This window comes from Arenimonas sp. SCN 70-307 (genome assembly GCF_001724815.1).
Classification (GTDB): domain Bacteria; phylum Pseudomonadota; class Gammaproteobacteria; order Xanthomonadales; family Xanthomonadaceae; genus Arenimonas.
On record NZ_MEDO01000026.1, the window covers coordinates 1 to 22,244 of the forward strand.

Annotated in this window: 27 protein-coding genes and 1 tRNA gene; 16 read left to right on the forward strand and 12 right to left on the reverse strand. The window is 71.0% G+C overall.

Annotation, left to right across the window (positions count from 1 at the left end; translation table 11 throughout):
- Window positions 1–97: 97 nt before the first annotated feature.
- Entirely contained in the window at window positions 98–565 is a 468-nt protein-coding gene (locus ABS41_RS12380) for a tyrosine-type recombinase/integrase (RefSeq protein WP_290594936.1), read from the forward strand.
- Window positions 566–579: 14 nt separating this feature from the next.
- Here ABS41_RS12380 and ABS41_RS12385 read toward each other — a convergent pair.
- Window positions 580–655: transfer RNA gene (locus ABS41_RS12385), tRNA-Phe, on the reverse strand.
- Window positions 656–839: 184 nt separating this feature from the next.
- On the opposite strand from ABS41_RS12385, the gene ABS41_RS12390 reads away from it, so the two are divergent.
- Together ABS41_RS12390 and ABS41_RS12395 are read left to right on the forward strand one after the other, a co-directional pair.
- Window positions 840–1,271 carry a DUF6491 family protein gene (locus tag ABS41_RS12390; protein WP_290594937.1) on the forward strand — a complete coding sequence of 144 codons (432 nt, stop codon included), beginning with the start codon at window positions 840–842 and terminating at the stop codon, window positions 1,269–1,271.
- Window positions 1,272–1,289: 18 nt separating this feature from the next.
- Window positions 1,290–1,721: a DUF6491 family protein gene (locus tag ABS41_RS12395; protein ID WP_290594938.1), complete on the forward strand. Its 432-nt coding sequence runs from the start codon at window positions 1,290–1,292 to the stop codon at window positions 1,719–1,721.
- A gap of 10 nt (window positions 1,722–1,731) precedes the next feature.
- Here the strand turns inward: ABS41_RS12395 and ABS41_RS12400 are convergent, their stop codons facing one another.
- Genes ABS41_RS12400 through ftsY form a run of 4 tightly spaced genes read right to left on the reverse strand, consistent with a single transcriptional unit; the run spans window position 1,732 to window position 5,310 of the window.
- Window positions 1,732–2,004, reverse strand: coding sequence for an oxidative damage protection protein (locus tag ABS41_RS12400; RefSeq protein ID WP_290594939.1), 273 nt, complete (start codon window positions 2,002–2,004; stop codon window positions 1,732–1,734).
- Window positions 2,001–3,041, reverse strand: a complete 1,041-nt coding sequence (gene mutY / locus ABS41_RS12405; RefSeq protein ID WP_290594940.1) for an A/G-specific adenine glycosylase — start codon at window positions 3,039–3,041, stop codon at window positions 2,001–2,003. Before mutY ends, ABS41_RS12400 begins: the two co-directional genes overlap by 4 nt.
- The gene (locus ABS41_RS12410; RefSeq protein WP_290594941.1) at window positions 3,038–4,201 is read right to left on the reverse strand and encodes a hypothetical protein; all 1,164 of its coding nucleotides are present in this window, start codon (window positions 4,199–4,201) and stop codon (window positions 3,038–3,040) included. The genes mutY and ABS41_RS12410 overlap by 4 nt, the downstream gene beginning before the upstream one ends.
- Window positions 4,198–5,310, reverse strand: coding sequence for a signal recognition particle-docking protein FtsY (ftsY, locus tag ABS41_RS12415; RefSeq protein ID WP_343123837.1), 1,113 nt, complete (start codon window positions 5,308–5,310; stop codon window positions 4,198–4,200). Before ftsY ends, ABS41_RS12410 begins: the two co-directional genes overlap by 4 nt.
- Window positions 5,311–5,337: 27 nt before the next feature.
- Between ftsY and rsmD the strand changes: the two genes are divergently transcribed.
- Genes rsmD through ABS41_RS12460 form a run of 9 tightly spaced genes read left to right on the forward strand, consistent with a single transcriptional unit; the run spans window position 5,338 to window position 12,210 of the window.
- Window positions 5,338–5,973 (forward strand): 16S rRNA (guanine(966)-N(2))-methyltransferase RsmD, encoded by a 636-nt coding sequence (gene rsmD, locus ABS41_RS12420; protein WP_290594942.1) that lies wholly within the window; start codon window positions 5,338–5,340, stop codon window positions 5,971–5,973.
- Window positions 5,970–6,467 carry a pantetheine-phosphate adenylyltransferase gene (gene coaD, locus ABS41_RS12425; RefSeq protein WP_290594943.1) on the forward strand — a complete coding sequence of 166 codons (498 nt, stop codon included), beginning with the start codon at window positions 5,970–5,972 and terminating at the stop codon, window positions 6,465–6,467. The genes rsmD and coaD overlap by 4 nt, the downstream gene beginning before the upstream one ends.
- A 31-nt stretch (window positions 6,468–6,498) precedes the next feature.
- The gene (locus tag ABS41_RS12430; protein WP_290594944.1) at window positions 6,499–7,002 is read left to right on the forward strand and encodes a hypothetical protein; all 504 of its coding nucleotides are present in this window, start codon (window positions 6,499–6,501) and stop codon (window positions 7,000–7,002) included.
- A 52-nt stretch (window positions 7,003–7,054) separates the two neighbouring features.
- Window positions 7,055–7,315, forward strand: a complete 261-nt coding sequence (locus ABS41_RS12435) for a YfhL family 4Fe-4S dicluster ferredoxin (protein WP_290594945.1) — start codon at window positions 7,055–7,057, stop codon at window positions 7,313–7,315.
- Window positions 7,312–9,015 carry a gamma-glutamyltransferase gene (gene ggt, locus ABS41_RS12440; protein WP_290594946.1) on the forward strand — a complete coding sequence of 568 codons (1,704 nt, stop codon included), beginning with the start codon at window positions 7,312–7,314 and terminating at the stop codon, window positions 9,013–9,015. The genes ABS41_RS12435 and ggt overlap by 4 nt, the downstream gene beginning before the upstream one ends.
- 9 nt (window positions 9,016–9,024) lie before the next feature.
- Window positions 9,025–9,915, forward strand: a complete 891-nt coding sequence (locus tag ABS41_RS12445) for an MBL fold metallo-hydrolase (RefSeq protein WP_290594947.1) — start codon at window positions 9,025–9,027, stop codon at window positions 9,913–9,915.
- An 11-nt stretch (window positions 9,916–9,926) separates the two neighbouring features.
- Complete coding sequence (locus ABS41_RS12450; RefSeq protein WP_290594948.1) at window positions 9,927–10,343, forward strand: DUF4920 domain-containing protein; 417 nt, start codon at window positions 9,927–9,929, stop codon at window positions 10,341–10,343.
- A gap of 58 nt (window positions 10,344–10,401) precedes the next feature.
- Window positions 10,402–11,808, forward strand: a complete 1,407-nt coding sequence (locus ABS41_RS12455; RefSeq protein ID WP_290594949.1) for an alkaline phosphatase PhoX — start codon at window positions 10,402–10,404, stop codon at window positions 11,806–11,808.
- 9 nt (window positions 11,809–11,817) lie between these two features.
- Complete coding sequence (locus tag ABS41_RS12460) at window positions 11,818–12,210, forward strand: MAPEG family protein (protein ID WP_290594950.1); 393 nt, start codon at window positions 11,818–11,820, stop codon at window positions 12,208–12,210.
- Here the strand turns inward: ABS41_RS12460 and ABS41_RS12465 are convergent, their stop codons facing one another.
- The 4 genes from ABS41_RS12465 to ABS41_RS12480 are packed head-to-tail and all read right to left on the reverse strand — an operon-like array spanning window position 12,211 to window position 15,879.
- Window positions 12,211–12,552 (reverse strand): EF-hand domain-containing protein, encoded by a 342-nt coding sequence (locus tag ABS41_RS12465; RefSeq protein WP_290594951.1) that lies wholly within the window; start codon window positions 12,550–12,552, stop codon window positions 12,211–12,213.
- Window positions 12,542–13,588, reverse strand: coding sequence for a 23S rRNA (cytidine(2498)-2'-O)-methyltransferase RlmM (gene rlmM, locus ABS41_RS12470; RefSeq protein WP_290594952.1), 1,047 nt, complete (start codon window positions 13,586–13,588; stop codon window positions 12,542–12,544). The genes ABS41_RS12465 and rlmM overlap by 11 nt, the downstream gene beginning before the upstream one ends.
- On the reverse strand, window positions 13,578–14,132 hold the full coding sequence (locus ABS41_RS12475; protein WP_290594953.1) for a nucleoside deaminase: 555 nt from the start codon (window positions 14,130–14,132) through the stop codon (window positions 13,578–13,580). The genes rlmM and ABS41_RS12475 overlap by 11 nt, the downstream gene beginning before the upstream one ends.
- Window positions 14,133–14,139: 7 nt before the next feature.
- Complete coding sequence (locus tag ABS41_RS12480) at window positions 14,140–15,879, reverse strand: glutamine--tRNA ligase/YqeY domain fusion protein (protein ID WP_290594954.1); 1,740 nt, start codon at window positions 15,877–15,879, stop codon at window positions 14,140–14,142.
- A gap of 138 nt (window positions 15,880–16,017) precedes the next feature.
- Between ABS41_RS12480 and ABS41_RS12485 the strand changes: the two genes are divergently transcribed.
- From ABS41_RS12485 to ABS41_RS12495, 3 genes are read left to right on the forward strand one after another with little or no spacing between them, the layout of a single operon-like run.
- Window positions 16,018–18,213 (forward strand): GGDEF domain-containing protein, encoded by a 2,196-nt coding sequence (locus tag ABS41_RS12485; RefSeq protein WP_290594955.1) that lies wholly within the window; start codon window positions 16,018–16,020, stop codon window positions 18,211–18,213.
- 7 nt (window positions 18,214–18,220) lie between these two features.
- Window positions 18,221–18,868: a glutathione S-transferase family protein gene (locus ABS41_RS12490; protein WP_290594956.1), complete on the forward strand. Its 648-nt coding sequence runs from the start codon at window positions 18,221–18,223 to the stop codon at window positions 18,866–18,868.
- A gap of 2 nt (window positions 18,869–18,870) precedes the next feature.
- Window positions 18,871–19,386 (forward strand): adenine phosphoribosyltransferase, encoded by a 516-nt coding sequence (locus tag ABS41_RS12495; protein WP_290594957.1) that lies wholly within the window; start codon window positions 18,871–18,873, stop codon window positions 19,384–19,386.
- 1 nt (window position 19,387) lies between these two features.
- On the opposite strand, the gene ABS41_RS12500 is transcribed toward ABS41_RS12495, so the two are convergent.
- From ABS41_RS12500 to ABS41_RS12510, 3 genes are all read right to left on the reverse strand, one after another.
- Window positions 19,388–20,023 carry a hypothetical protein gene (locus tag ABS41_RS12500; protein ID WP_290594958.1) on the reverse strand — a complete coding sequence of 212 codons (636 nt, stop codon included), beginning with the start codon at window positions 20,021–20,023 and terminating at the stop codon, window positions 19,388–19,390.
- A gap of 15 nt (window positions 20,024–20,038) precedes the next feature.
- On the reverse strand, window positions 20,039–20,440 hold the full coding sequence (gene rnk, locus ABS41_RS12505; RefSeq protein WP_290594959.1) for a nucleoside diphosphate kinase regulator: 402 nt from the start codon (window positions 20,438–20,440) through the stop codon (window positions 20,039–20,041).
- Window positions 20,441–20,534: 94 nt separating this feature from the next.
- Complete coding sequence (locus ABS41_RS12510; protein WP_290594960.1) at window positions 20,535–21,494, reverse strand: LysR substrate-binding domain-containing protein; 960 nt, start codon at window positions 21,492–21,494, stop codon at window positions 20,535–20,537.
- A 185-nt stretch (window positions 21,495–21,679) separates the two neighbouring features.
- On the opposite strand from ABS41_RS12510, the gene ahpC reads away from it, so the two are divergent.
- Window positions 21,680–22,243 carry an alkyl hydroperoxide reductase subunit C gene (ahpC, locus tag ABS41_RS12515; protein WP_290594961.1) on the forward strand — a complete coding sequence of 188 codons (564 nt, stop codon included), beginning with the start codon at window positions 21,680–21,682 and terminating at the stop codon, window positions 22,241–22,243.
- Window position 22,244: the final 1 nt, after the last annotated feature.

Consider the following 22,244-nt stretch of genomic DNA (forward strand, 5'->3'; position numbering starts at 1 on the left):
GTCGCTCGGCTCACGCAGCCCCGTGGAGTACCGAAAGTCTCTGGGAATCGCTGTCTAATCCGTCCAAGTTTTCTGCCGCACCCCCGGGTGGTCAATTTTGGGCGCGCATCAACATTACCTGCGATGGGACCAGGTGGACATGAGCCGTCGCGTGGCGTGGATCCATCCGGACGAGGCCAAGGCCGGGAGGGCCATTGGCGTTCCCTTGAACGAGGACGCGCTCGACGTTCTGCGTCGGCGTCTGGGACGGCATCCGGAGTACGTGTTCGCCTACCAAGGCCAACCCGTCGCCCGGTGCTCGACCAGGGCATGGAAGCAAGCGGTGGCAAGGGCGGGCATCGAGCCCGGCTTTCGTTGGCACGACCTGCGGCACACCTGGGCGTCCTGGCACGTCCAGAACGGCACGCCGCTGCAGGAGCTGATGGAGCTGGGAGGGTGGGCGAGCTACGAGATGGTGCTTCGGTACGCGCATTTGGCGGCCGATCACCTGCGGGGCGCGGCCAGCCGCATCGATGGCACGTTTTTGACACACAAACAAAAGCCGCAACTCGTGCGGCTCTCGTAAGTGTTTGAATTATGTGGTGGCCGGGGAGGGAATCGAACCCCCGACACGGGGATTTTCAATCCCCTGCTCTACCAACTGAGCTACCCGGCCATCCGTCGCACCGGCGGGGCCGGGCGAGCGCGAGATTCTAGCCGAGGCGGCGAGGGCGAGGCAAGCCGGTTCATGGCCGTAAATGGGTTCTGAATGCCCGGTGGCGCCCCGCTGGGCGGCTCGCGGGCCCCGGAGTAGGGTTGGGTGGTGGCCTGGTCGGGGCCATCGCCAATGGAGAGCTGCCATGAATGCCCGCATCGCCCTGTCTGGATTCGCCGCCGTCCTCGCGCTCGCGCTCGCGTTCCCGGCCTTCGCATCCGAGCCCGCCAGCAAGGAAGAGCAGCGCCTGGCCCTGCTCAACGCCCACGCCGGCGAGCCGGTCACGCGCGTCAAGTTCCTGCGCCCGCTCCATTCCTACGAGATGGTCGGTCCGCTCAACGTGCTGGTCTGGGAAACCCCGACCCGCGCCTGGCTGCTCGACCTGCGCAAGAGCGACGCCTGCCAGTACCTCGATCGCGAGTTCAAGATCTCGATCGACACGCTCACCGACTCGATCAATTCCACCAACGGCTACGTCCGCGCCCGCGGCGGCCAGATCTGCCGCATCGATCGCCTGCGCGAGGTGGACGTGAAGGCCTGGAAGGACGCCGAGCGCCAGGCCGGCATCCGCAAGTAAGCCAAGAGGAGAACCCCCATGAAAACCCGTCTTGCACTTCTCAGTCTTGCCGCCGCGCTGTCCCTGATGGTCGCCCTGCCGGCCTTCGGCTCCCCGGCGGCGAGCAAGGACGAAAAGCGCCTCGAACTGCTGGCCGCCCATGCCGGCGAGCCGGTCGAGCGCGTGCGCTTCATCCGCGCGGTGCACGCCTACGAGGTGGTCGGCCCGCTCAACGTGCTGATCTGGGAAACCCCGTCCAAGGCCTGGCTGGTGGACCTGCGCCAGAGCGCCGCCTGCCGCCACCTGGACCGCGACTTTGCCATCGGCATCGACACCGTCACCGATTCGATCAACACCCGCAATTCCTACATCGTCGCCCGCGGCGGCGTGAACTGCCGCGTTGATCGCATCCGCGAAGTGGACGTGCCGGCCTGGCGCGAGGCCGAGCGCCAGGCGGGAATCCGCGACTGAAGCGCGTGGCTCAGCCCGCCGGCGGCACGTAGCCGGCGGGCTTTTCGGCGCCTTCGCCGAACAGGAATTTTTCCATCTCGCCCTCCAGGAAGGCCCGGTGCTTCGGGTCCAGGGGCGAAAGCCGGTTCTCGTTGATCAGCATGGTCTGGTGCGCCAGCCACTGCTGCCAGGCCTCGCGGCCGATGTTCTCGAACACGCGCTTGCCCAGCGGCCCGGGCCAGGGCACGAAGCCCAGGCCCTCGGTCTCGGCTTGCGTCTTTTGGCAGAACACGGTGCGGCTCATGGCAATTCTTCCAGCAGTTTCTTGACGGGGGCGGGCAGGCCGAGCTCGTGCAGGCGCTCGCGCGGCTGCCAGCGCAGGTCGGCATTATCGCCCGTCGCGGCGCCGGCGTCGGCGACGCGCCAGCGCAGCGGCTCGATGTGCAGCCGGTAGTGGCTGAAGACGTGTTCGAACACCGGCAGCGGCTCGCCGGCGTCGAAGTCGGCGCGGGCGTGGCTGGCCAACAGCGCACGCGCTTGGTCGTGGTCGCTCGCTTCGGGCAGCGACCACAGGCCGTTCCACACGCCCTTGCCGGTCCGGCGCGCCAGCAGGATGCGGTCGGCCTCGTCGTGCAGCAAAAGCATCAGGGTGCGCCGCTCCGGCAGGGGCTTGCCGGGCTTGGCCCCGGGCAGCTGCGCCACGCGGCCCTCGCGCCGCGCCACGCAGTCGTCCTGCAGCGGGCAGAGCACGCATGCCGGGTCGTGGCGCGTGCACAGCGTGGCGCCGAAATCCATGATGGCCTGGGTGTAGTCGGCCAAACGCGTTTCCGGCAGGTGCGACTCGCTCAGCGCCCACAGCTGCTTCTCCACCGGCGCGCTGCCGGGCCAGCCGTCGATGCCGTGGTAGCGCGCCAGCGTGCGCTTGACGTTGCCGTCGAGGATGGGGAACCGCAGCCCGTGCGCCTGCGCCAGGATCGCGCCGGCCGTGCTGCGGCCGATGCCGGGCAGGGCGGCGAGGGCGTCGAAGTCGGTGGGAAGGTCGCCGCCGTGTTTTTCAACGCAGACCTGCGCCGCCTTGTGCAGGTTGCGGGCGCGGGCGTAGTAGCCCAGGCCCGCCCACAGCGCCAGGACGCGGTCGCCGTCGGCGGCGGCGAGCCCGGGCAGGGTGGGCAAGGCATCCAGGAAGCGCGTGAAGTACGGAATCACCGTCTGCACCTGGGTCTGCTGCAGCATGATTTCCGACAGCCACACGCGGTAGGGCGTGCGCGGATGCTGCCAGGGCAGGTCGTGGCGGCCGTCGCGGTCGAACCAAAGCAGGAGCCGTGCAGACAGGTCGCTCACGGTTCCCCCGAAGGCCCAGGGTCGGTGGATGGCGGCTCTTCCTCGATTCGGATGCGAACGCCTTCCAACTCCACGCCCTCCACCACCATCGACGGCGTGCGCAGCTCGCCGACCAGTGGCGGCAAGGGATTGGCTTCACCGGCTTCGAGCCAGGCCATCAATTCAGACGGCGCGAATCCGGCCTCGAGCGTGGTCTCGTCGCGGCGCAGCAGCAGTTGCAGCGGGCCAGTGAGGTCGCTCGCCCCCGTGTAGCCGAGGGTCAGCGCCAGCGGCGCCTGCGACGACACCATCGGCTCGGGTAGCGTGGGCCAGGCCTCGGGCCAGTTCGGAAGTTCGCCCTGGAGCTCCAGCGCCAGCGAATCGCCGGACGTGAGCTCGCCGGCGCCGCTGAAGTCGGGCAGCGGCGAGCGCGCCTTCCACTCGATGCGCTCGGCAATCAGCCGCAGGGGTTCGCCGGAGGCTTCCAGCCGGCCATCGAGCGCCAGCGACCACGGCAGGTCCAGCGTCTCGTCGCGCAGCTGCCCGGCCGAATTCAGGCGCAGCGCGGTGTCCAGTCCGGCCGTACCGGCTTCGAGCTGGGCGGCGAAGCTGATTTCGCGCGTGGCCTGCAGGAAGCGCCCCGAGGCGTCGATGCTCGCGGGCTGGCCCGGCGCGAGCTTCGGCAGCGCCAGCGACAGTGATTCCACGCGCCAGTCGCGCGCGGTGAGGCGGCCATCGCGGATCGAAACGCCGTCGGTGAGCGTGGGCAGCTCGGTTTCGCCGGAGTCCGGACGGCCGTCGAGCCAATCATTCAGCGCGGCCATGTCGAGCGCCGGCGATTGCAGCGCGATGCGCGTGATCACCACCGGCCCGTCGCCCCACACCGTGGCCCACGGCAGCGAGACTTCGACCTCGCGCGCCGTGAGCATCGGCGCCGCGCCGCCGGGCTGGCGCGCCACCAGGTTCGGGATGCGCAGTCGCGGCTCCGGTCGCAGCGAGTAGTCGGGTGTTCCGGAGAACGAGAACTCCAGGCCCTGCGATTTGCCCACCGCCGAAAGCACGGTGTTGGCCAGCCGCACAGGCTCGAGCTGGCGGTCGACCCACCACGCCGCCAGCAGCGCCAGCGCGGCGAGGACCGCCAGGACCTTCGGCCAGCGGCGCTTGCGCGGCGCGTCGGTCATCCGGCGCCGAGCGATTCCGGCAGCAGCGCGTCCACGAAACCCTCCGGGTCGAACACGCGCAGGTCCTCGGGCTTTTCGCCCAGGCCGATGAAGCGGATGGGCAGGCCGAACTCACGCGCCAGCGCGAACACCACGCCGCCCTTGGCGGTGCCGTCGAGCTTGGTCACCACCAGGCCCGTGACCTTCACCGCGGCATGGAACTGGCGCAGCTGGTTGAGCGCGTTCTGGCCGGTGGTGCCGTCGATCACCATCAGCACCTCGTGCGGCGCGCGCTCGTCGAGCTTGGCCAGCACGCGGCGGATCTTGCCCAGCTCGGCCATCAGGCCCTGCTGCGTGTGCAGGCGGCCGGCGGTGTCGGCGATCAGGATGTCCACGCCGCGGGCCTTGGCCTGCTGCAGGCCGTCGAAGGCCACCGAGGCCGGGTCGGCGTCCTGTCCCTGGGCGACCACGTGCACGTTGTTGCGCTCGCCCCAGATCTTGAGCTGCTCGACCGCCGCGGCGCGGAAGGTGTCGCCGGCGGCGAGCATCAGGCTGTGGCCGTCGAGCTGGAAGCGGCGCGCCAGCTTGCCGATGGTGGTGGTCTTGCCGACGCCGTTCACGCCGACGGTGAGGATGACGAAGGGCCGCGCGTCCTCGCGGATCTCCAGTGGCTTGGCCACCGGCCGCAGCATGGCCAGCAGGTCGCTGCGCAGGGCGCGGAAGAGGGCGGCGGCGTCGGCGAAGTCGCGGTCCTTCATGCGTTTGCGCAGGCGCTCGACCACCTCGGTGGTGGCCGGCACGCCCATGTCGGCGCTGATGAGCGCGGTCTCGACTTCGTCGAGCAGGTCTTCGTCGAGCCTGGGGTTGCGCGAGAACAGGCCGCCCAGGCTGCGGGCGAACAGGCTGCCGCCCAGCACGCCCTTCATGGCCTCGCGGCCCTCGGCGCGCTCGGCCTCGAGCCGGGCGGCCTTCTCTTCCTGGTGCACGGTGAAGGCGCGGGCCAGGTCCTCGGGGCTGAAGCTGCCGCCGGCCGGCGCGGCCGGCTTCTGGGGCTTGCCGGGCTCCGGCTGCGGGGGTTTTTTCTTCAGGAAATCGAACATCGCGCTGCTTTCGCGGACAATGGTGGCCATGTTAGCACCCGGCCCCATTCGCCCCGGATGAACCAGCGAAGCAAACCACGCCCGCCGGGCAGCGTCCGCATCATCGCCGGCCACCTGCGCGGCTCGAAGCTGCCGGTGCCCGACCGCCCCGGCCTGCGGCCCACGTCCGACCGGGTGCGCGAGACCCTGTTCAACTGGCTGCAGCCGGTCCTGCGCGGGGCGCGGGTGCTCGACCTGTTCGCCGGCACCGGGGCCCTGGGATTCGAGGCTGCTTCACGCGGCGCCGGCGAGGTGGTGCTGGTCGAACGCGACCCGGGCCTGGCGGCCGGGCTGCGCGAGCAGGCCACCCGGCTCAAGGCCGGCCTCCGGGTCGAGAATGCCGACGCCCTGGCCTGGCTGGCGCGGCCGCCGGCCGGGCGGTACGACCTGGTGTTCCTGGACCCGCCCTTCGAGGCGGGGCTGTGGCAGGCGGCGGCCGTGGCGCTGGGCCCCTGGCTGGCCCTCGGGGCGCTGATCTACGTCGAAACGCCGCGCAACGCGTCGCCAAACCTGCCCGCGGGCTGGCAGCGGCACCGCCAGGGCCAGACCCGCGACGTAGAATTTGCCCTGTACCGGACAGCCGCCGGCCCGACGGCGCCGGGCGCTGATACACTCGGACCTGAATCCACCCCGCAGGGCGATCGACAGGAATGAGCCAGGCCAAGACCCGCGTCGCGGTTTATCCCGGCACGTTCGACCCCATCACCAACGGCCACATCGACCTGGTCGCCCGCGCGGCCCCGCTGTTCGACCGGGTGGTGGTGGGCATCGCCGAAAGCCCGGGCAAGGGTCCGGCCCTGCCGCTGGCCCAGCGCGTCGAACTCGCGCGCATCGCCCTGGCCGGGCACGCCAACGTCGAGGTGGTGGGCTTCCACTCGCTGCTGGCCCACTTCGTGCACGAAATCGGCGCCGGCGTACTGCTGCGCGGCCTGCGCGCGGTGTCGGACTTCGAGTACGAATTCCAGATGGCCAGCATGAACCGCCACCTGATCCCGGACGTCGAGACCCTGTTCCTGACGCCGGCCGAACAACACAGCTTCATTTCTTCCAGCCTGGTGCGCGAGGTCGCGCGGCTCGGCGGCGATGTCTCCGGATTCGTCCATCCGGCCGTCGCGCAGGCCCTGGCCGCCAGGTGGAAGCAGTCGTAGTCGCACACAACTCACATAAAGAGGTATCGCCATGACCCGTGCTCTTGTCCCCGTCGCCCTGCTGCTCTCGGCCCTGGTGCTCTCGGGCTGCCAGAAGGAAGAAGTCGTCGAAGCCGGCCCGGTCGAGCTCACCGCGCCCACCGGCAGCGACGACGCCCAGTGGAAGGCCTATCTGGGCCAGGTCATCGGCCGCAACCAGGAAGGCGTGACCGACCGCGTCTTCTCGTACTACCTGCCGATGGGCGCCAGCGAGCCGGCCGAGGGCGACCAGGACGGCAAGACCATGTACGACCGCCAGCTCGAGAACGTCAGCGCCGTCGTCCAGCGCACCGTGCTGCCGGGCAACATGCTCGCCTTCGGTTCGCCCGACAGCGCCAAGATGGCCGACCTGGTCGTTTCCGCCTTCACCGGCGCCGACGCCAACGCGCTCAAGGGCTCGCAGGTGCTGTTCATCGGCAAGGCCGAGGACGCCGACCGCGTGAAGGAGGCCGTCGAGGCCGCCGGCGCCCGCTACATCTTCGTCGAGGCCAAGTAAGCCACGCCGCGCGCGCCGCCCACCGGCGGCGCGCGTCGCGGGGACGCCCGCCATGTCCCTGCTGATCAACAACCTTTGCATCAACTGCGACGTCTGCGCCCCGGCCTGTCCCAACACGGCCATCTCCCAGGGCGAGACGATCTACGAAATCGACCCGGCGCTCTGCACGGAGTGCGTGGGCCATTTCGACGAACCCCAGTGCGTGGTGGTTTGCCCCGTCGAGTGCATCGACCTCGACCCGGCCAATCCCGAAACCCGGGAGCAACTGCTGGGCAAATACCACGCGCTCACCAAAGGACGCTCCGCCGCATGATCCGTTTCCTGTTGCCCGTCGTGCTGGCGCTGCTTTCGCCGCTGGCCCTGGCCGACGCGCCGGCCCGCAAGGCGCCGCTGCACGACGCCGGCATCGCCAGCGCCAATGCCTACGCCACCGACGCCGGCATGGAAGTGCTGGCCAAGGGCGGCAACGCCTTCGACGCCGCCATTGCCGTCAGCGCCACGCTGGGCCTGGTCGAGCCGGAGAGCTCGGGGCTGGGCGGCGGCGGTTTCATGCTGCTGCGCGTGGCGGGCGACGGCCGCGAGGTGTTCATCGACGCGCGCGAGCGGGCGCCCTACGCCGCCACCCGCGACATGTTCCTCGACGCGGAAGGCAATGCCGTGCGCGACCGCTCGGTGAACGGCGCGCTGGCCGCGGCCATCCCCGGCCTGCCCGCCGGGCTCGACCACCTGGCGAAAAAGTACGGTCGCCTGCCGCTGCGCGAGTCGCTGGCCCCGGCCATCCGGCTTGCCAACGAAGGCTGGCGTTTCGGCCCCAAGAACGCCGCGATGCTCGGCTGGCGCCGCGAGGTGCTGGCGCGCAGCCCCGCCGCCGCCGGACTGTTCCTGCGCGACGGCCAGGTGCCCGCCGAGGGCACGCTGATGCGCAACCCCGACTACGCGCGCGTGCTCGAGCGCCTGGCCGCGCAGGGCGCCGACGGTTTCTACCGCGGCGAGCTCGCCGGCCGCCTCGTGCGCGGCGTGAACGAAGCCGGCGGCATCTGGAGCGAACGCGACCTGGCCGAATACCGCGTGGTCGAGCGCGAGCCGCTGCGTATTTCGCACCGCGGCTACGAAATCACCACCTCGCCGGCGCCGTCTTCGGGCGGCGTGGCCCTGGCCACCATGCTCAAGGTGCTCGAGGGCTACGACTACCCGCGCCTGGACAAGGCCCAGCGCAGCCACCTGCTGGTCGAAGCCATGCGCCGCGCCTACCGCGACCGCGCGCTCTACCTCGGCGACCCGGACTTCGTGCAGGCGCCGGTGGACATGCTCACCTCCGACGCCTACGCCGCCGGCCTGCGTGCCTCGATCCACCCCGCGAAGGCCACGCCCAGCGAGTTGCTGCCGGGCATCGACGCGCAGCCGCTGCGCCCCGACACCACGCATTTCTCCATCGTCGACGCCGAGGGCAACATGATCGCGGTCACCCAGACCGTGAACCTTCCCTACGGCAACGCGCTGGTGGTGCCGGGCACGGGCTTCCTGCTCAACAACGAGATGGACGACTTCTCGGTCAAGCCGGGCGTGCCCAACGCCTTCGGCCTGCTCGGCGACGACGCCAACGCCATCGCGCCGGGCAAGCGCCCGCTGTCTTCGATGACGCCCACCTTCATCAGCGGCCACGGCCGCACCGCCGTGTTGGGCACGCCGGGCGGCAGCCGCATCATCACGATGGTGATGCTGGGCCTGCTCGAGCTGATGGACGGGCAGGGCGCGCAGGCCACCGCCGCCGCGCCGCGCTTCCACCACCAGTACCTGCCCGACGTGGTGCAGGCCGAAGCCGGCGCCTTCACCGATGAAGAAATCGAGGCGCTGCGGGCGATGGGCCACGTCGTCGAAAGCAGCGAGCGCACCTGGGGCAACATGCAGGTGGTGCTCTGGCACCACGACAGCGGCAAGGTCGAGGCCGGCGCCGACCCGCGCTGGGAAGGCGTGGGCAAGGGCTCGGCTTCCGAAGCCTCGGTCTATCGCTAGGAGGACGCGATGAAACTCTGGTCGATCATGGGCAACTCGCAGCGCCTCGACGGCGGTGCGATGTTCGGCAACGCACCGCGGGCGATGTGGGAGAAGTGGTCGCCGCCGGACGAACTCAACCGCATCGAGCTGGCCTGCCGCGCGCTGCTGGCCAGCCCGGTCAATGGCAAGACGGTGCTGTTCGAGGCCGGCATCGGCGCGTTCTTCGAGCCCAAGCTGCGCGAGCGCTACGGCGTGGTCGAGGAGCGGCACGTGCTGCTCGACTCGCTGGCGCAGTCGGGTTTCTCGCACGAGGACGTGGACGTGGTGGTACTCAGCCACCTGCACTTCGACCACGCCGGCGGCCTGCTCGCCGCCTGGGCAGAAGGCCAGCCGCCGCGCCTGCTGTTCCCCAACGCCACCTTCGTGGTCGGCGCCGAGCACTGGCGCCGCGCCCGCGAGCCGCATGCGCGCGACCGCGCCAGCTTCATCCCCGAACTGATGGACCTGCTCGAGGCCAGCGGCCGGCTCGAGCTCGTCGCCGGCGACCGCAGCCAGGCCCTGGGCGAGGCGGTGCGCTTCCACTTCAGCGAAGGCCACACGCCGGGCCTGATGCTGGCCGAGCTGTGCGGCGCACCCGGCGAGGATGGCCGCCCGCGCGGCGGCCTGGTGTTCTGCGCCGACCTCATCCCGGGCCGGCCCTGGGTGCACGTGCCGATCACGATGGGCTACGACCGCTTCCCCGAGATGCTGATCGACGAAAAGCGCGCCTTCCTGGAAGACAAGCTGGCGCGCAACGTGCACCTGTATTTCACCCACGACCCCGGCTGCGCCCTCGCCCAGGTGGCGCAGGACGGCAAGGGCAAGTTCACCACCACCCACGAGGTCGCCGCGCTGGCGGCCCGTCCACTGGCTGCCTGAGGAGATCCCCGATGCGCGTGATGCTTCCGTTCCTGCTGCTGTTGTCGCCCCTCGCCCTGGCCGCCGATTTCGGCGAGCCGATGCCGGAAGGCGAGGCCATCGGCATCGCCGCCGCGGCCGCCGACCCGGCTGCCTACACCACCGGCGAGCCGGCCAAGTTTTCCGGCCGCATCACCCAGGTTTGCCAGAAGAAGGGCTGCTGGGTGGTGCTCGAGCAGGACGGCGCCAGCGCCCGCGTGATGGCCAAGGACCACGGCTTCGAAGTGCCCAAGGATTCCACCGGCCCGGCCGTGGCCTACGGCATCCTGCAGGAGGAGCCGATCAGCGAGGAGCACGCGCGCCACCTGGTCGAGGACGACGGCGCCGCGCCGCCGGCTGCGAAGGAGCTGCGCATCATCGCCACCTCGATTTCCATCCCTGAAGCCTGAGTGTCATGCCGGCGGGCGATGATGCCCGGTCGGGCATCATCGAACGCAGGAGAGAGTCTTGGCTGATTACAACGAGGCGCCGCGCATCAGCCGCCGGCGCCTGCTCAAGGGCGGGCTGGGCCTGGGCGTGACGACCGCGCTGGGGCTCGGTCCGGTGGGCAGCCTGATGGCGCAGGCCGGCACCGGCCTCGGCATCTCCGCCGGCTACGGCCCGCTGGCGCCGGTCGCCGACCGCGCCACCGGCCTGCCGCTGCTGCAGTTGCCGGCGGGTTTCGAGTACGTGAGCTTCGGCTGGACCGGGGAGGAGATCGCGCCCGGCCAGGCGTGCCCGCGCAAGCACGACGGCATGGGCGTGGTGCGCGCCGACGGCGACATCGTCACCCTGGTGCGCAACCACGAGATCACCGCCGACCCGGGCGGCAGCTTCGCGCCGCCCTCGGCCACCTACGACCCGGACTGCCGCGGCGGCACGGTGACGCTGCGTTTCGACACCGCGCGCGGCGCCTTCGTCGATGCGCGGCCCTCGCTCTCGGGCACGCTGGTGAACTGCGCCGGCGGCACCACGCCCTGGGGCAGCTGGCTGTCGTGCGAGGAGATCGTGCTCGACAAGGGCCAGGTGGTCGAGGTGGCCGGTGAGGAATACACCATCCAGCACAGCCACGGCTTCATCTTCGAAGTGCCCGGCGACGGCCTGTCGAACGCCGAGCCGCTGCTGGCCATGGGCCAGATGAAGCACGAGGCGGCCTGCGTGGACCCGCGCGACGGCATCGTCTACCTCACCGAGGACCACAAACCCTTCGCCGGCTTCTACCGCTTCATCCCGAAGGTGCAGGGCGAGCTGGCCCGCGGCGGCCGGCTGCAGATGCTGGCCGCCGAAGGCGTGCGCGACCTGCGCAAGGGGCGCCGCGTGGGCGAGCGGCTGCGCGTGCGCTGGGTGGACATCGACGAGCCCACCCGCGGCCGCGATGCCGAGGGCGGACCGGGCGGCCTGGTGCTGCAGGGCCTGGCCAACGGCGGCTCGGCCTTCATCCGCCTCGAGGGCGTGGTGGTGGCCGACGGGCGCGTGTACTTCACCGCCACCAGCGGCGGCGACGCCGAATGCGGCCAGCTGTGGGCCTACCACCCGCAGGCCGGCCTGCTCGAGCTCGTGTTCGAATCACCCGGCCGCGAGGTGCTCGACTACCCCGACAACATCATCGCCAGCCCCCGCGGCGGCCTGGTGATCTGCGAGGACTCCGACCAGCCGGTGCAGCGCCTGTACGGGCTCGATCGCGCCGGCGGCCTGTTCGAGTTCTGCCGCAACAACGTACTGCTGGACGGGCACCGGGGCTTCAGCGGAGACTTCCGGGACGCGGAGTGGGCCGGTGCCTGCTTCTCGCCGGACGGCCGCTGGCTGTTCGCCAACGTCTACACGCCGGGTTTCACCGTGGCCATCACCGGCCCCTGGAAGCCCGGCCTGATCTGAGGGCTCGCCATGGTCACCCTGCTGTACGCGGCGCTTTGCACGCTGCTGATCCTCGTCCTGGCCGGCCGCGTGATGGCCGCCCGCATGAAGTACCGCGTCGGCCTGGGCGACGGCGGCAATGCCGAACTCAACCGGCGCGTGCGCGCGCACGCCAACGCGGTGGAGTACGTGCCGCTGGCGCTGCTGCTGCTCGGCGGCATGGAGCTCAACGGCTACCCGGACTGGCTGATCCACGTCTTCGGCGGCACCCTGCTGCTCTCGCGCGTGCTGCACGCCTGGGGCCTTCACGTCTCGGCCGGCACGAGTGCCGGGCGCTTCGCCGGCATGCTGCTGACCCTGCTGCTGATGATCGTGATGGCGCTGTTCGCCATCGCCGGCTTCATCCAGCAGCACCTGCCCTGATCAGCGGGGCGGGGCGAGGAACTCGGCGCGGCTGAGGTAGCCGTCGCCGTTGCTGTCCTGCCGACGGAACTGCGCGGTGAAGCGCGCCTCGTGCTCGGCGCGGGTGATGCGCGGCGCGTCCGGCACGTGCTGCTCGTGCGGCTCGAGCACGTCGTTGCCGTCCAGGTCCATCTGCCCGAAGGCGTAGCCCATGCGCTCGAGGAACTCGGCCAGCGAAATGCGGTCGTCGCCGTCGAGATCGACCGCGGAGAAATAGTCGTTGGCGGTCACCGGCGCGGCGAGCAGCGCGGCCAGCGCGGCGGCCAACAGGGCGCGACGGCGCGGGCGGCGCTCAGCCGGCATAAACCGTGATTTCCTCTCGGTCGTGGTAGAGCTGGCGCGCGCGCACGTCCAGCGGCCTTCCGGCTTGGTCGGCGAACAGCTGCAGGCAGTCGCGGGTTTCGTCCCAGCGCTTCTTCATCGGCAGCTTGAGGTTGAAGATCGCGCGCTTGCACCAGCCCTCGCGGAACCAGGTGGCCATGCGCGCGGCCACCTTCGAGGGCGACTCGACCATGTCGCACACCAGCCAGTCCAGCGGCTTGGGCGGCTGCCAGCGGAAACCGTCGGCGCGGATGTGCTCGATCACGCCGGTGTCCATCGCGCTGGCGGCCATCGGCCCGTTGTCCACCGCGAACACGCGCACGTGCCGGCGCGCCAGCACCCAGCTCCAGCCGCCGGGCGCGGCGCCAAGGTCGGCGGCGGTCATGCCGGGCTGGATGAAGGCCTCGCGCTCCTTGTCGGTGAGCAGGCACATCAGCGCCTCCTCGAGCTTGAGCGCCGAGCGGCTGGGCGCGTCGGCGTGGGCGCGCAGGCGCGGCACGCCCAGCGGCCAGGGCGAGGCGTCGTTGCGGTCGGCGCTGGCGAGCAGGGCGTGGTCGCCGGCCAGCATCAGCACGTGCAGGCGCGGCAGGCGCGGCTCGTCCTTGTCGGTCACCAGGCCGCGCTGGCGCAGGGCCGGGCGCAGCGCGTTGCCGAAGGCGCGGGCCAGGCCGGCCAGCTGCTTGCCTTCGTCCGATTCCGGGTGCTCGACCCAGACCTCGCCGTGGCGGCCGCGGCCGCCGAGCGCTTCCATGATCGGGGTGATGCGGTCCTTCGGGTCCATGCCGGCCACGTCGGCCAGCAGGCGCAGCTTCTGCCGCGCGAACACCAGTGACGACCAGGGCAGCGCGCGCGAGAGCGCGGCGCCGTCCTCGACGCCGAGGAACGGCACGTAGCCGCTGTTGCGTTCGGTGCGCGCGTAACCGTGGAAACCGGCGAGCGCGGCGCGCTCGGACAGCTCGGCGGCCAGCTCGGGCTCGAAGCCCGGGCGGCAGTAGGCCAGCAGGCCGTCAGTAGACAAGTCCGGATTCTCCGTAGTCGCGCAGCACGTCGCGCGCGTGGTCGCGCATCAGGTCGAGGGTGACGCGGATGCCTCGCTTCTCGAGTTCGCCGGTCCAGTCGGCCGGCAGCGGGCCTTCGTCGAAGCCGGCCAGGGTCTGCACGTCGTCGGCGCGGGCGGCGATGAGCAATTCATCGATGCCGGCCCAGACGCAGGCGCCGTAGCACATCGAGCAGGGCTGGGCCGAAGTGGCCAGGGTCACCGGGCCGCCGGCCAGGTTGAGCCGGTAGCTCTGCAGGCGCTGCTGGCTGGTGGCCAGGGCCATCACCTCGGCGTGCGCGGCCGAGCAGTTGTGCGGCACCACGCGGTTCACGCCCACGCCCACCAGCCGGCTGCCGGCGAACACCGCCGCGCCGAAGGGGCCGCCGCTGCGGTGGTCCACGTTCAGGCGCGAGAGCCGGATCGCCAGCGCGATCTTGTCCTCGGCCGACGGGTACTCGCGCTGCTCGTCCACTTCCTCGTGGACCCAGGGCGGCAGGGTGAGGTGGAGCTGGGCGTAGATCATGCGCGCCTCACTTGCCGGCCCAGGTGTCGCGCAGGGTCACGGTGCGGTTGAACACGGGCGCGTCGGCGCGGTGGTCGCGGCGGTCGGCGGTGAAAAAACCCAGGCGCTCGAACTGCACGCCGGCCTCGGGCGCCAGGCCGGCCGCGGCGGGCTCGACGTAGCCGCGCACCAGCTTCACCGACTCGGGGTTGAGGTAGTCGCGGTAGCTCTTGCCTTCCTCGTCGCGGTCGGGGTCGGCCACCACGAACAGGCGGTCGTACAGGCGCACCTCGGCCGCCACCGCATGCGCGGCGCTGACCCAGTGGATGGTGCCCTTGACCTTGCGGTCGGCGCCCGGCAGGCCGGGGCGGGTGTCGGGGTCGAGCGTGCAGCGCAGCTCGGCCACCTTGTCGCCGTGCTTGACCACCTCGTCGCAGCGCACGATGCCCACGCCGCGCAGGCGCACTTCGCCGCCCGGCACCAGGCGGTGGAAGCCCTTGGGCGGCACTTCCATGAAGTCGTCGCGCTCGATCCACAGCACCGGCGAGAACGGCACCTCGCGCTCGCCGAAGGACGGGTCCTTCGGGTGGTTGGAGAAGCGCAGCACTTCGGCGTGGCCTGCGGGCAGGTTGGTGATCACCAGCCGGAGCGGGTTGACCACGGCCAGGCGGCGCGGCGCGGCCGCGTCCATCACCTCGCGGATGCAGCCTTCGAGCACCGAGAAGTCGATGAGCGAATTCTGCTTGCTGATGCCGATGCGGTCGGCGAACAGGCGCAGCGCCGCCGGCGGCGTGCCGCGGCGGCGCAGGCCCTGCAGGGTGGGCATGCGCGGGTCGTCCCAGCCGGCCACCAGGCCTTCCTGCACCAGCGCGAGCAGTTTGCGCTTGCTCATCACGGTGTAGTTGATGTTCAGGCGCGAGAACTCGATCTGGCGGGGCTTGGCGGCGTCGCCGGCCATGCCCGCGGCCTCCAGCGGCGCCAGCAGCGCGCGGTCGGCGTGCAGGGCGACGTTGTCCACGCACCAGTCGTAGAGCGGGCGGTGGTCCTCGAACTCCAGCGTGCACAGCGAATGCGTGATGCCTTCGATGGCGTCGCTGAGCGCGTGCGCGAAGTCGTACATCGGGTAGATGCACCAGGCGTCGCCGGTGTTCTGGTGCGGCACGTGCTTGATGCGGTAAAGGGCCGGGTCGCGCAGGTTGATGTTGCCGCTGGCCATGTCGATCTTCGCGCGCAGGGTGCGGGCGCCGTCGGGGAACTCGCCGGCGCGCATGCGGCGCAGCAGGTCGAGGTTCTCGTCCACGCCGCGGCTGCGGAAGGGCGAGTCGCGGCCCGGCTCGGTCAGCGTGCCGCGGTAGTCGCGCACCTGCTCGGCGGTGAGGTCGCAGACGTAGGCCTTGCCGTCCTTCACCAGCTTCTCGGCGGCGAGGTAGAAGACCTCGAAGTAGTCGGAGGCATGGCGCAGCTCGGCCCAGTCGAAGCCCAGCCAGCGCACGTCCTCCTTGATGGCCTCGACGTACTCGGGGTCTTCCTTGGCCGGGTTGGTGTCGTCGAAGCGCAGGTTCACCGGGCCGCCGAACTCGCGGCCGATGCCGAAGTTCAGGCAGATCGACTTGGCGTGGCCGATGTGCAGGTAGCCGTTGGGCTCGGGCGGGAATCGCGTGCGCGTGGCCGCGTGCCGGCCGCTGGCCAGGTCCTCGCGGATGATCTGGCGGATGAAGTCGTTCTTTTCCGGCGCGCTGGCGTCGGCGGGGGCGGGGGTCTGGCTCATGCGTCCGGTTCGGGCCTTCAAAGGCGTACAGTCTAACGGCTCGGCCCTTCCGCATGGCCCCGGCTGTATCCGCGGGCGAGGGCGGCTAGAATCGGCCGGGCAGGGGGCTGCACCAAAAACCAACGGGGAGAACGGCGCTTGCGTATCGCATGGGCCCTGAGCACGGCAGCCGCCACCATCGTCCTGGCCGCAGCCCTGGTCCTGACCGGGCCCGGCGCCCGCGCCGAAGACGGCAGCCAGGTACCGCTCGACCTGGCGGTGATGGAAACCCCGGTCGGCACCACCCTCGACGACATCCTCAGTGGCCGCGCCCAGCCCGGCTTCACGCCCGTGCTCACGCCCGGCACCCCGTTCACGGCCCGCGAAGGCCAGGTGCTGTGGGTGCGCATCCGCGCCGAGCTGCCGGAGGCCCCGCGCGACTGGCGGCTGGGCATCGTGCGCGTGCCGGTGGACCAGGTCCGGCTGCGCGTGCACCCGCCCGGGGAAATCGTCGCCCGCGACGGCTTTTTCCGCCGCGACGACGGCCAGCGGCCGTGGCCGGCGCGCTTCGACCTGCCTCTGCCCGAAGGCCTGGCCGGCCGCACCGAGCTTTACCTCGAGATCGAAGGGCAGGTGATGGGTGGCCTGCACCTGTCCCTGCGCGACGGCCCGGCGGCCGTGGCCGAGGAGGCCCAGGCCCGGTTCTGGTTCCGCCTGGTCTACGGCCTGCTGCTGGCCGTGGCCCTGCTGTCGCTGGTGCGCCACGCCGAAGACTCCGATGCCGGGGCGCCGGCGGTGGGCGCGGCGGCCTTCTGCGCCTGGCTGGCCTGCCTGGGCATCAACGGCCACCTGTATTCGCTGCCGGAGGTGGCGCTGCTCTCGGGCCTGGGCGCCGTGGTGCCGCAGGCCCTGTTCCTGCTCGGCGCCGGCCCGCTGGTGCTGGCGACCCTGCGTTACAGCGGCCTGGCCAAGTCGGCCCCGCCGCTGGTGGGCTGGATGCGTGGCCTGGGCTGGCTGCTGGTGGCCGGCGCGGTGTTCGCCTTCACCCTGCCGCCGGGCGCCAGCATCACGCTGCAGTGGGTGGCCTGGTTCAGCTACCCGGTGGCGCTGATGGCCTGCCTGGTGATGCTGGCCATGGACTCGCGCAGCTACCGCTGGGCGCCGCTGCTGACCCTGCTGGCCATGGCGGCGGCGGTGCTGGTGCGCGTGCTCGCCGACAACCAGGTGCTCGAGGCGGGCTGGTGGACGCTCTACGGCTGGCAGCTGCTGCTGGCCCTGGTGGTGACCCAGTTCCTGGCCCTGCCCTGGGGCCGGGCGCGCCTGCAGCGCTGGCAGGTGCGCCGGCGCGCCATGCCGCCCGAGCCCAGCGCCGAGGAGAAGATCGCCGTCGCCCGCGACAAGCTGGTCAAGAGCCTGCAGCTGGGCCTGGCCCACGCCGACGACGATGACATGTCCTGGATCGCCTACCGCCGCCTGCTCGACGGCCTGAAGTCGGTGCTGCCCCAGGATTCGTCCGCGGTGGTGGGCGAGCATGCGGACGGCGAGGAGCTGCTGCAGGTCGAACCCAAGTCGGCCGAGCCGCGCTACCGCGACCTGCTGCGCGATCGCACGACCCTGCTGCGCAACCTGAGCAAGCTCAAGGCGCCGCAGCAGGTGGGCCTGGATTTCGACGGCCCGGACGGCCCGCTGGAGAAAGTACAGCTGGCCGTGATCCCGCTGCCGATCCCGCGGCCGGGCTGGGGCGCGCTGCTGGTCGAGCGGCCCGATGGCGTGGCCTATTCCGACGCCGAGCTGGCCCTGTGCGCCGAATTCGCGGCGATGGCCGTGATGGCCGGCGAGGAAGCCTCGGGCACGGTCAGCGCCCAGCGCCAGGCCGAGACCGATCCGGCCACCGGCGTGTTCCGCGAGGAGTCGCTGCGCGAGCGCCTGCAGCAGATGGTGGATGCCGCGCGGCTCAAGCAGTCGCCCTTCAGCCTGCTTTGCGTGGTGGTGGACCAGCTGCCCGCCCTGCGCCAGGCCAGCGGCGAGGTCGGCGCCGTGTCGGCGCTGCGGCCGGTGGCGACGATGCTGCGCGACGAGCTCAGCCACGGCGACCTGGTCGGCCGCGGCGGCCCCGATGGTTTCCTGGTGCTGGCGCCGGGCAAGAAGCTGCTGCAGGCGCGCGAGTATGCCGATCGCCTGCGCGAGGCGGTTTCGCACATGGTCGTCGACCCGCGCATCGCGCCCATGCTCAGCATCAGCGTGGGCATCGCCCAGGCCGGCCCCGACGAACGCAACATCGCCGCGCTCACCGAACGCGCGGCCAAGGCCGCGCTGGTCGCGTCCAAGAACGGCGGCAACCAGATCTTCAGCTGAGGCTTCCTTGACCACCACCCTCGTCATCGGCAACAAGAATTACTCCTCCTGGTCGCTGCGGCCGTGGCTGTTGCTGCGGCACTTCGGGGTCGGGTTCGCGGAGATCCAGCTGCCGCTGGACACGCCCGAGTTCCACGAGCGCATCGCTGCGCTCTCGCCCAGCCGGCGCGTGCCGGCGCTGCACGACGGCGGGCTCGTGGTCTGGGATTCGCTGGCGATCTGCGAATACGCCAACGAGCGCTGGCTCGATGGCCGGGGCTGGCCGCGCGACCTCGCCACCCGCGCGCTGGCGCGCAGCGCCGCCGCCGAAATGCATTCGGGCTTCGCCGCCCTGCGCGGCCAGCTGCCGATGAACCTGCGCCGGCAGCCGCGCGAGCGGCACTGGGACGACGCCGCCCAGCACGACATCGACCGCGTGCAGGCGATCTGGGCCGGGCTGCGCGCCCGCGCCGGCGGCGGCGATTTCCTGTGCGGCGGCTTCGGCATCGTCGATGCGATGTTCGCGCCGGTCTGCGTGCGTTTCCGCGGCTACGGCGTGGCCCTGGAGCCAGCGTCGGAAGCCTACGCGGACGCGATCTACGCGCTGCCGGCCATGCGCGAGTGGATCGACTCGGCCTCGCGCGAAACCCTCCGCGTGGCCGCGGACGAGGCCTGAGCATGGACTTCGCCCGGCTGATCCGCGAAATCCCCGACTTCCCCAAACCCGGCATCCGCTTCAAGGACTTCAGCCCGCTGCTGGCCGACGGCCAGGCCTTCGCCGATGCCGTGGCGGCGATGGCGGCGCCCTGGCGCGGGCAGTCGCTGCGTGCGGTCGTCGGAATCGAGGCGCGAGGCTTCATCCTCGGCGCCGCGGTGGCGCGCGAGCTGGGCATCGGCTTCGTGCCCGTGCGCAAGCCCGGCAAGCTGCCCGGCGCGGTGCGCGAGGTCAGCTACGCGCTCGAGTACGGCCACGATCGACTGCAGGTGCAGGCCGACGCGGTGCCGCCGGGCGCGGCGGTGCTGATCGTGGACGACGTGCTGGCCACCGGCGGCACGCTGGCCGCCGCGGCCGAACTGGTCGAAGGACTGGGCGCGCGGCTTGCGGGTGCGGCCGTGCTGCTCGAACTCGGTGCGCTGGGCGGGCGCCGGCGCTGGGCGCGAAACCAGCCCCTGCTGGCCACGCTCAGCTACTGACTCAGTACGACGACAGCTCGCAGACGTAGATCAGCTCGCAGGCGCCGTCGCCGCTGTCCTCGCGGCTGAGCGAGCTGCGCCAGCGCCAGCCTTCGCGGTCGTGCACCTCCACCAGCCAGCCGCGCAGGCGCACCGCCTGTCCGGGGCGCACGCGGTCGAGCGCCGCGGCCACCGCGGCGTCGGCCGGGACCAGGTGCATGTTGGCGCTGGAGCGGATGATTTCGGGCAGCGGGATCGGCGGGCCCTGCGCGCCCCAGCGGTAGTGGTACCAGCGGCCGCGCTGGCTGATGTCGAGCTGCTGGTAAACGGCGGGGTCGGCCATGCGGTTCCAGCCCAGCGCGAGGTCGGTGGGCGAGATCGCCGCGCCGCGGTCGAAGCGATAGTCCTCGCGGCGCAGCACGCGAGCCTCGAGCGCGAAGGCCGCCAGCGGCCGCAGCTGGTGGCCGGCCACTTCGAACACCGGGGCATCGCCGAGGTTGACCTGCAGCGGCGTGCCCAGGCGCTCGGGCGCCGGCAGGGTGGGGCAGTCGAGCTGGCCGCTGGCGCCCACCGCCGGGCGCGGCGGGTCGCCGCCCGAGGCCGCCCAGAACAGGGCGAGCACGGCCAGGAGCAGGGTTATCCAAAGCCAGCGGGGCATGGCGCGGCGCAGCAATCAGCCGGCGGCTTCGGGCTGTTCCTGCACTGCGGTGACCATCAGCCGCAGCGTACGGCCGCCCGGCATCGGCCAGTCGATGTGCTGGCCGACCGACAGGCCGAGCAGGGCGCTGCCCACGGGCGCAAGCACCGAGACCTTGCCCTGGTCGGCGTCGGCCTGCGGCGGATACACGAGGGTGAGCCGGTGCGTCTCGCCGGTGTTTTCGTCCAGGCAGGTGACCAGCGAATTCATGCCCACCACGCCGGCGGGCATGTCGGCCGGCTCGACCACGTTCGCGCGCACCAGTTCGTCGCCCAGGGCCTGGGCGGCGGGCAGCTGGCGTACCGCCGGCGACTCGAGCAGGGCCTCGAGGCGGGCGAGGTCGCGGGTGGAAACGGTGATCGGCGGCAGGGTGTTCATGGTGGCTCCAAAAAGACAACGGGCGGCACGTTCGACGGGCCGCCCTCGGATCAACAGGTTGTGGAGGCCACCATAGCCCGCCGTGGCGGGGGGTTCAAGCCTTGGCGCGGCGCCGCGCGGCGACATGGGAGTCGGGTGGACCGGACTCCGGCGGAAGGCTGAGCAGCGCGGGCGGCAGGTCGCGCAGCACGCCGGCCAGGCCCCGCAGGAAGTCGCCCATGGCCGAGCTGCGCCGCCAGACCAGCGCCAGGCGGCGCGTGGGCGGCGGGTCGCGGAAATGCAGCAGGCGGATGTTGGCCGAGGGCGGCACCGGCGGCTTCACCGCCAGCACCGGCAGCAGGGTGACGCCCACGCCGGCGGCGACCATCTGCCGCAGCGTTTCGAGGCTGGTGGCGCGGAAGCCTTCCTTTTCGCCCGCGCCGGCGAGGCTGCAGACCGCCAGCGCCTGGTCGCGCAGGCAATGCCCCTCTTCGAGCAGCAGCAGGTGCTGGTCGCCCAGCTCGCCCAGGCTCAGGTTGCGCTTGCCCGCCAGCGGGTGCCCGTCGGGCACCGCCAGCAGGAAGGGTTCTTCGAACAGGAACTCCGATTCGGCCCACTCCTCGTGCAGGGGAAGGGCCAGGACGGCAGCGTCGAGCTTGCCGTCGCGCAGCAGGTGCAGCAGGTTTTCGGTCTTTTCCTCGACCAGCAGCAGTTCCAGGCGCGGGAAACGCTGCCGGATGGGCGGCACGACGTGCGGCAGCAGGTAGGGGCCGAGTGTGGGGAACACACCCAGGCGCACGCTGCCGGCCTCGGGGTCGGCGGTGCGGCGGGCGGTTTCGCGCATCTGCTCGACTTCGGCCAGCACCCGGCGCGCGCGCTGGGCGATGTCGAGGCCGGCGGGGGTCAGCATCACGTGCCGGGGCGCGCGTTCCACCAGGGAAACACCGAGTTCATCCTCGAGTTTCTTGATCTGGGTCGAAAGCGTCGGCTGGCTCACGTGGCAGGCTTCCGCGGCACGACCGAAGTGCCGCTGTTCGGCGAGGGCCACCAGGTAGCGCAGGTCGCGGAGGTTCATGGCGATTGGTATAGCCTATGAACAAGGCGCCGGCAATCGACGGATTGTGAAAATGGTGCGCCCAAGTGATAGCTGATGCCTATCATAAAGATAGACAAAACCTAATTCACTTATTGATAGGTTTTGCCTAATATTAATTAAATTTTTTTTATTCACCCTCCCTCAAAACCCCACAGGAGCGACCCATGTCCCTGATCAACACCGAAATCCAGCCGTTCAAGGCCCAGGCCTTCCACAACGGCAAGTTCGTCGAAATCACCGAGGCCAGCCTGAAGGGCAAGTGGTCGGTGGTGGTCTTCATGCCGGCCGCCTTCACCTTCAACTGCCCGACCGAGGTCGAGGACGCGGCCGAGAACTACGCCGAGTTCCAGAAGATGGGCGCCGAGGTCTACATCGTCACCACCGACACCCACTTCTCGCACAAGGTCTGGCACGAGACCTCGCCGGCCGTGGGCAAGGCGAAGTTCCCGCTGGTCGGCGACCCGACCCACCAGCTCACCCGCGCTTTCGGCGTGCACATCGATGCCGAGGGCCTGGCCCTGCGCGGCACCTTCATCCTCAACCCGAACGGCGTGATCAAGACCATGGAGGTCCACGACAACGCCATCGCCCGCGACATGAAGGAAACCGTGCGCAAGCTCAAGGCCGCCCAGTACGTGGCCGCCCACCCGGGCCAGGTCTGCCCGGCCAAGTGGAACGAGGGCGAAAAGACCCTGGCCCCGTCGCTGGACTTGGTCGGCAAGATCTGAG

Coding starts and splice junctions, on each gene's coding strand:
- ABS41_RS12390 (WP_290594937.1), top strand. CDS start 840: ATGAATGCCCGCATCGCCCTGTCTGGATTCGCCGCCGTCCTCGCGCTC.
- ABS41_RS12395 (WP_290594938.1), top strand. CDS start 1,290: ATGAAAACCCGTCTTGCACTTCTCAGTCTTGCCGCCGCGCTGTCCCTG.
- ABS41_RS12400 (WP_290594939.1), bottom strand. CDS start 2,004: ATGAGCCGCACCGTGTTCTGCCAAAAGACGCAAGCCGAGACCGAGGGC.
- ABS41_RS12410 (WP_290594941.1), bottom strand. CDS start 4,201: ATGACCGACGCGCCGCGCAAGCGCCGCTGGCCGAAGGTCCTGGCGGTC.
- ftsY (WP_343123837.1), bottom strand. CDS start 5,310: ATGGCCACCATTGTCCGCGAAAGCAGCGCGATGTTCGATTTCCTGAAG.
- rsmD (WP_290594942.1), top strand. CDS start 5,338: ATGAACCAGCGAAGCAAACCACGCCCGCCGGGCAGCGTCCGCATCATC.
- coaD (WP_290594943.1), top strand. CDS start 5,970: ATGAGCCAGGCCAAGACCCGCGTCGCGGTTTATCCCGGCACGTTCGAC.
- ABS41_RS12430 (WP_290594944.1), top strand. CDS start 6,499: ATGACCCGTGCTCTTGTCCCCGTCGCCCTGCTGCTCTCGGCCCTGGTG.
- ABS41_RS12435 (WP_290594945.1), top strand. CDS start 7,055: ATGTCCCTGCTGATCAACAACCTTTGCATCAACTGCGACGTCTGCGCC.
- ggt (WP_290594946.1), top strand. CDS start 7,312: ATGATCCGTTTCCTGTTGCCCGTCGTGCTGGCGCTGCTTTCGCCGCTG.
- ABS41_RS12445 (WP_290594947.1), top strand. CDS start 9,025: ATGAAACTCTGGTCGATCATGGGCAACTCGCAGCGCCTCGACGGCGGT.
- ABS41_RS12450 (WP_290594948.1), top strand. CDS start 9,927: ATGCGCGTGATGCTTCCGTTCCTGCTGCTGTTGTCGCCCCTCGCCCTG.
- ABS41_RS12460 (WP_290594950.1), top strand. CDS start 11,818: ATGGTCACCCTGCTGTACGCGGCGCTTTGCACGCTGCTGATCCTCGTC.
- ABS41_RS12465 (WP_290594951.1), bottom strand. CDS start 12,552: ATGCCGGCTGAGCGCCGCCCGCGCCGTCGCGCCCTGTTGGCCGCCGCG.
- ABS41_RS12475 (WP_290594953.1), bottom strand. CDS start 14,132: ATGATCTACGCCCAGCTCCACCTCACCCTGCCGCCCTGGGTCCACGAG.
- ABS41_RS12480 (WP_290594954.1), bottom strand. CDS start 15,879: ATGAGCCAGACCCCCGCCCCCGCCGACGCCAGCGCGCCGGAAAAGAAC.
- ABS41_RS12495 (WP_290594957.1), top strand. CDS start 18,871: ATGGACTTCGCCCGGCTGATCCGCGAAATCCCCGACTTCCCCAAACCC.
- ABS41_RS12500 (WP_290594958.1), bottom strand. CDS start 20,023: ATGCCCCGCTGGCTTTGGATAACCCTGCTCCTGGCCGTGCTCGCCCTG.
- rnk (WP_290594959.1), bottom strand. CDS start 20,440: ATGAACACCCTGCCGCCGATCACCGTTTCCACCCGCGACCTCGCCCGC.
- ABS41_RS12510 (WP_290594960.1), bottom strand. CDS start 21,494: ATGAACCTCCGCGACCTGCGCTACCTGGTGGCCCTCGCCGAACAGCGG.
- ahpC (WP_290594961.1), top strand. CDS start 21,680: ATGTCCCTGATCAACACCGAAATCCAGCCGTTCAAGGCCCAGGCCTTC.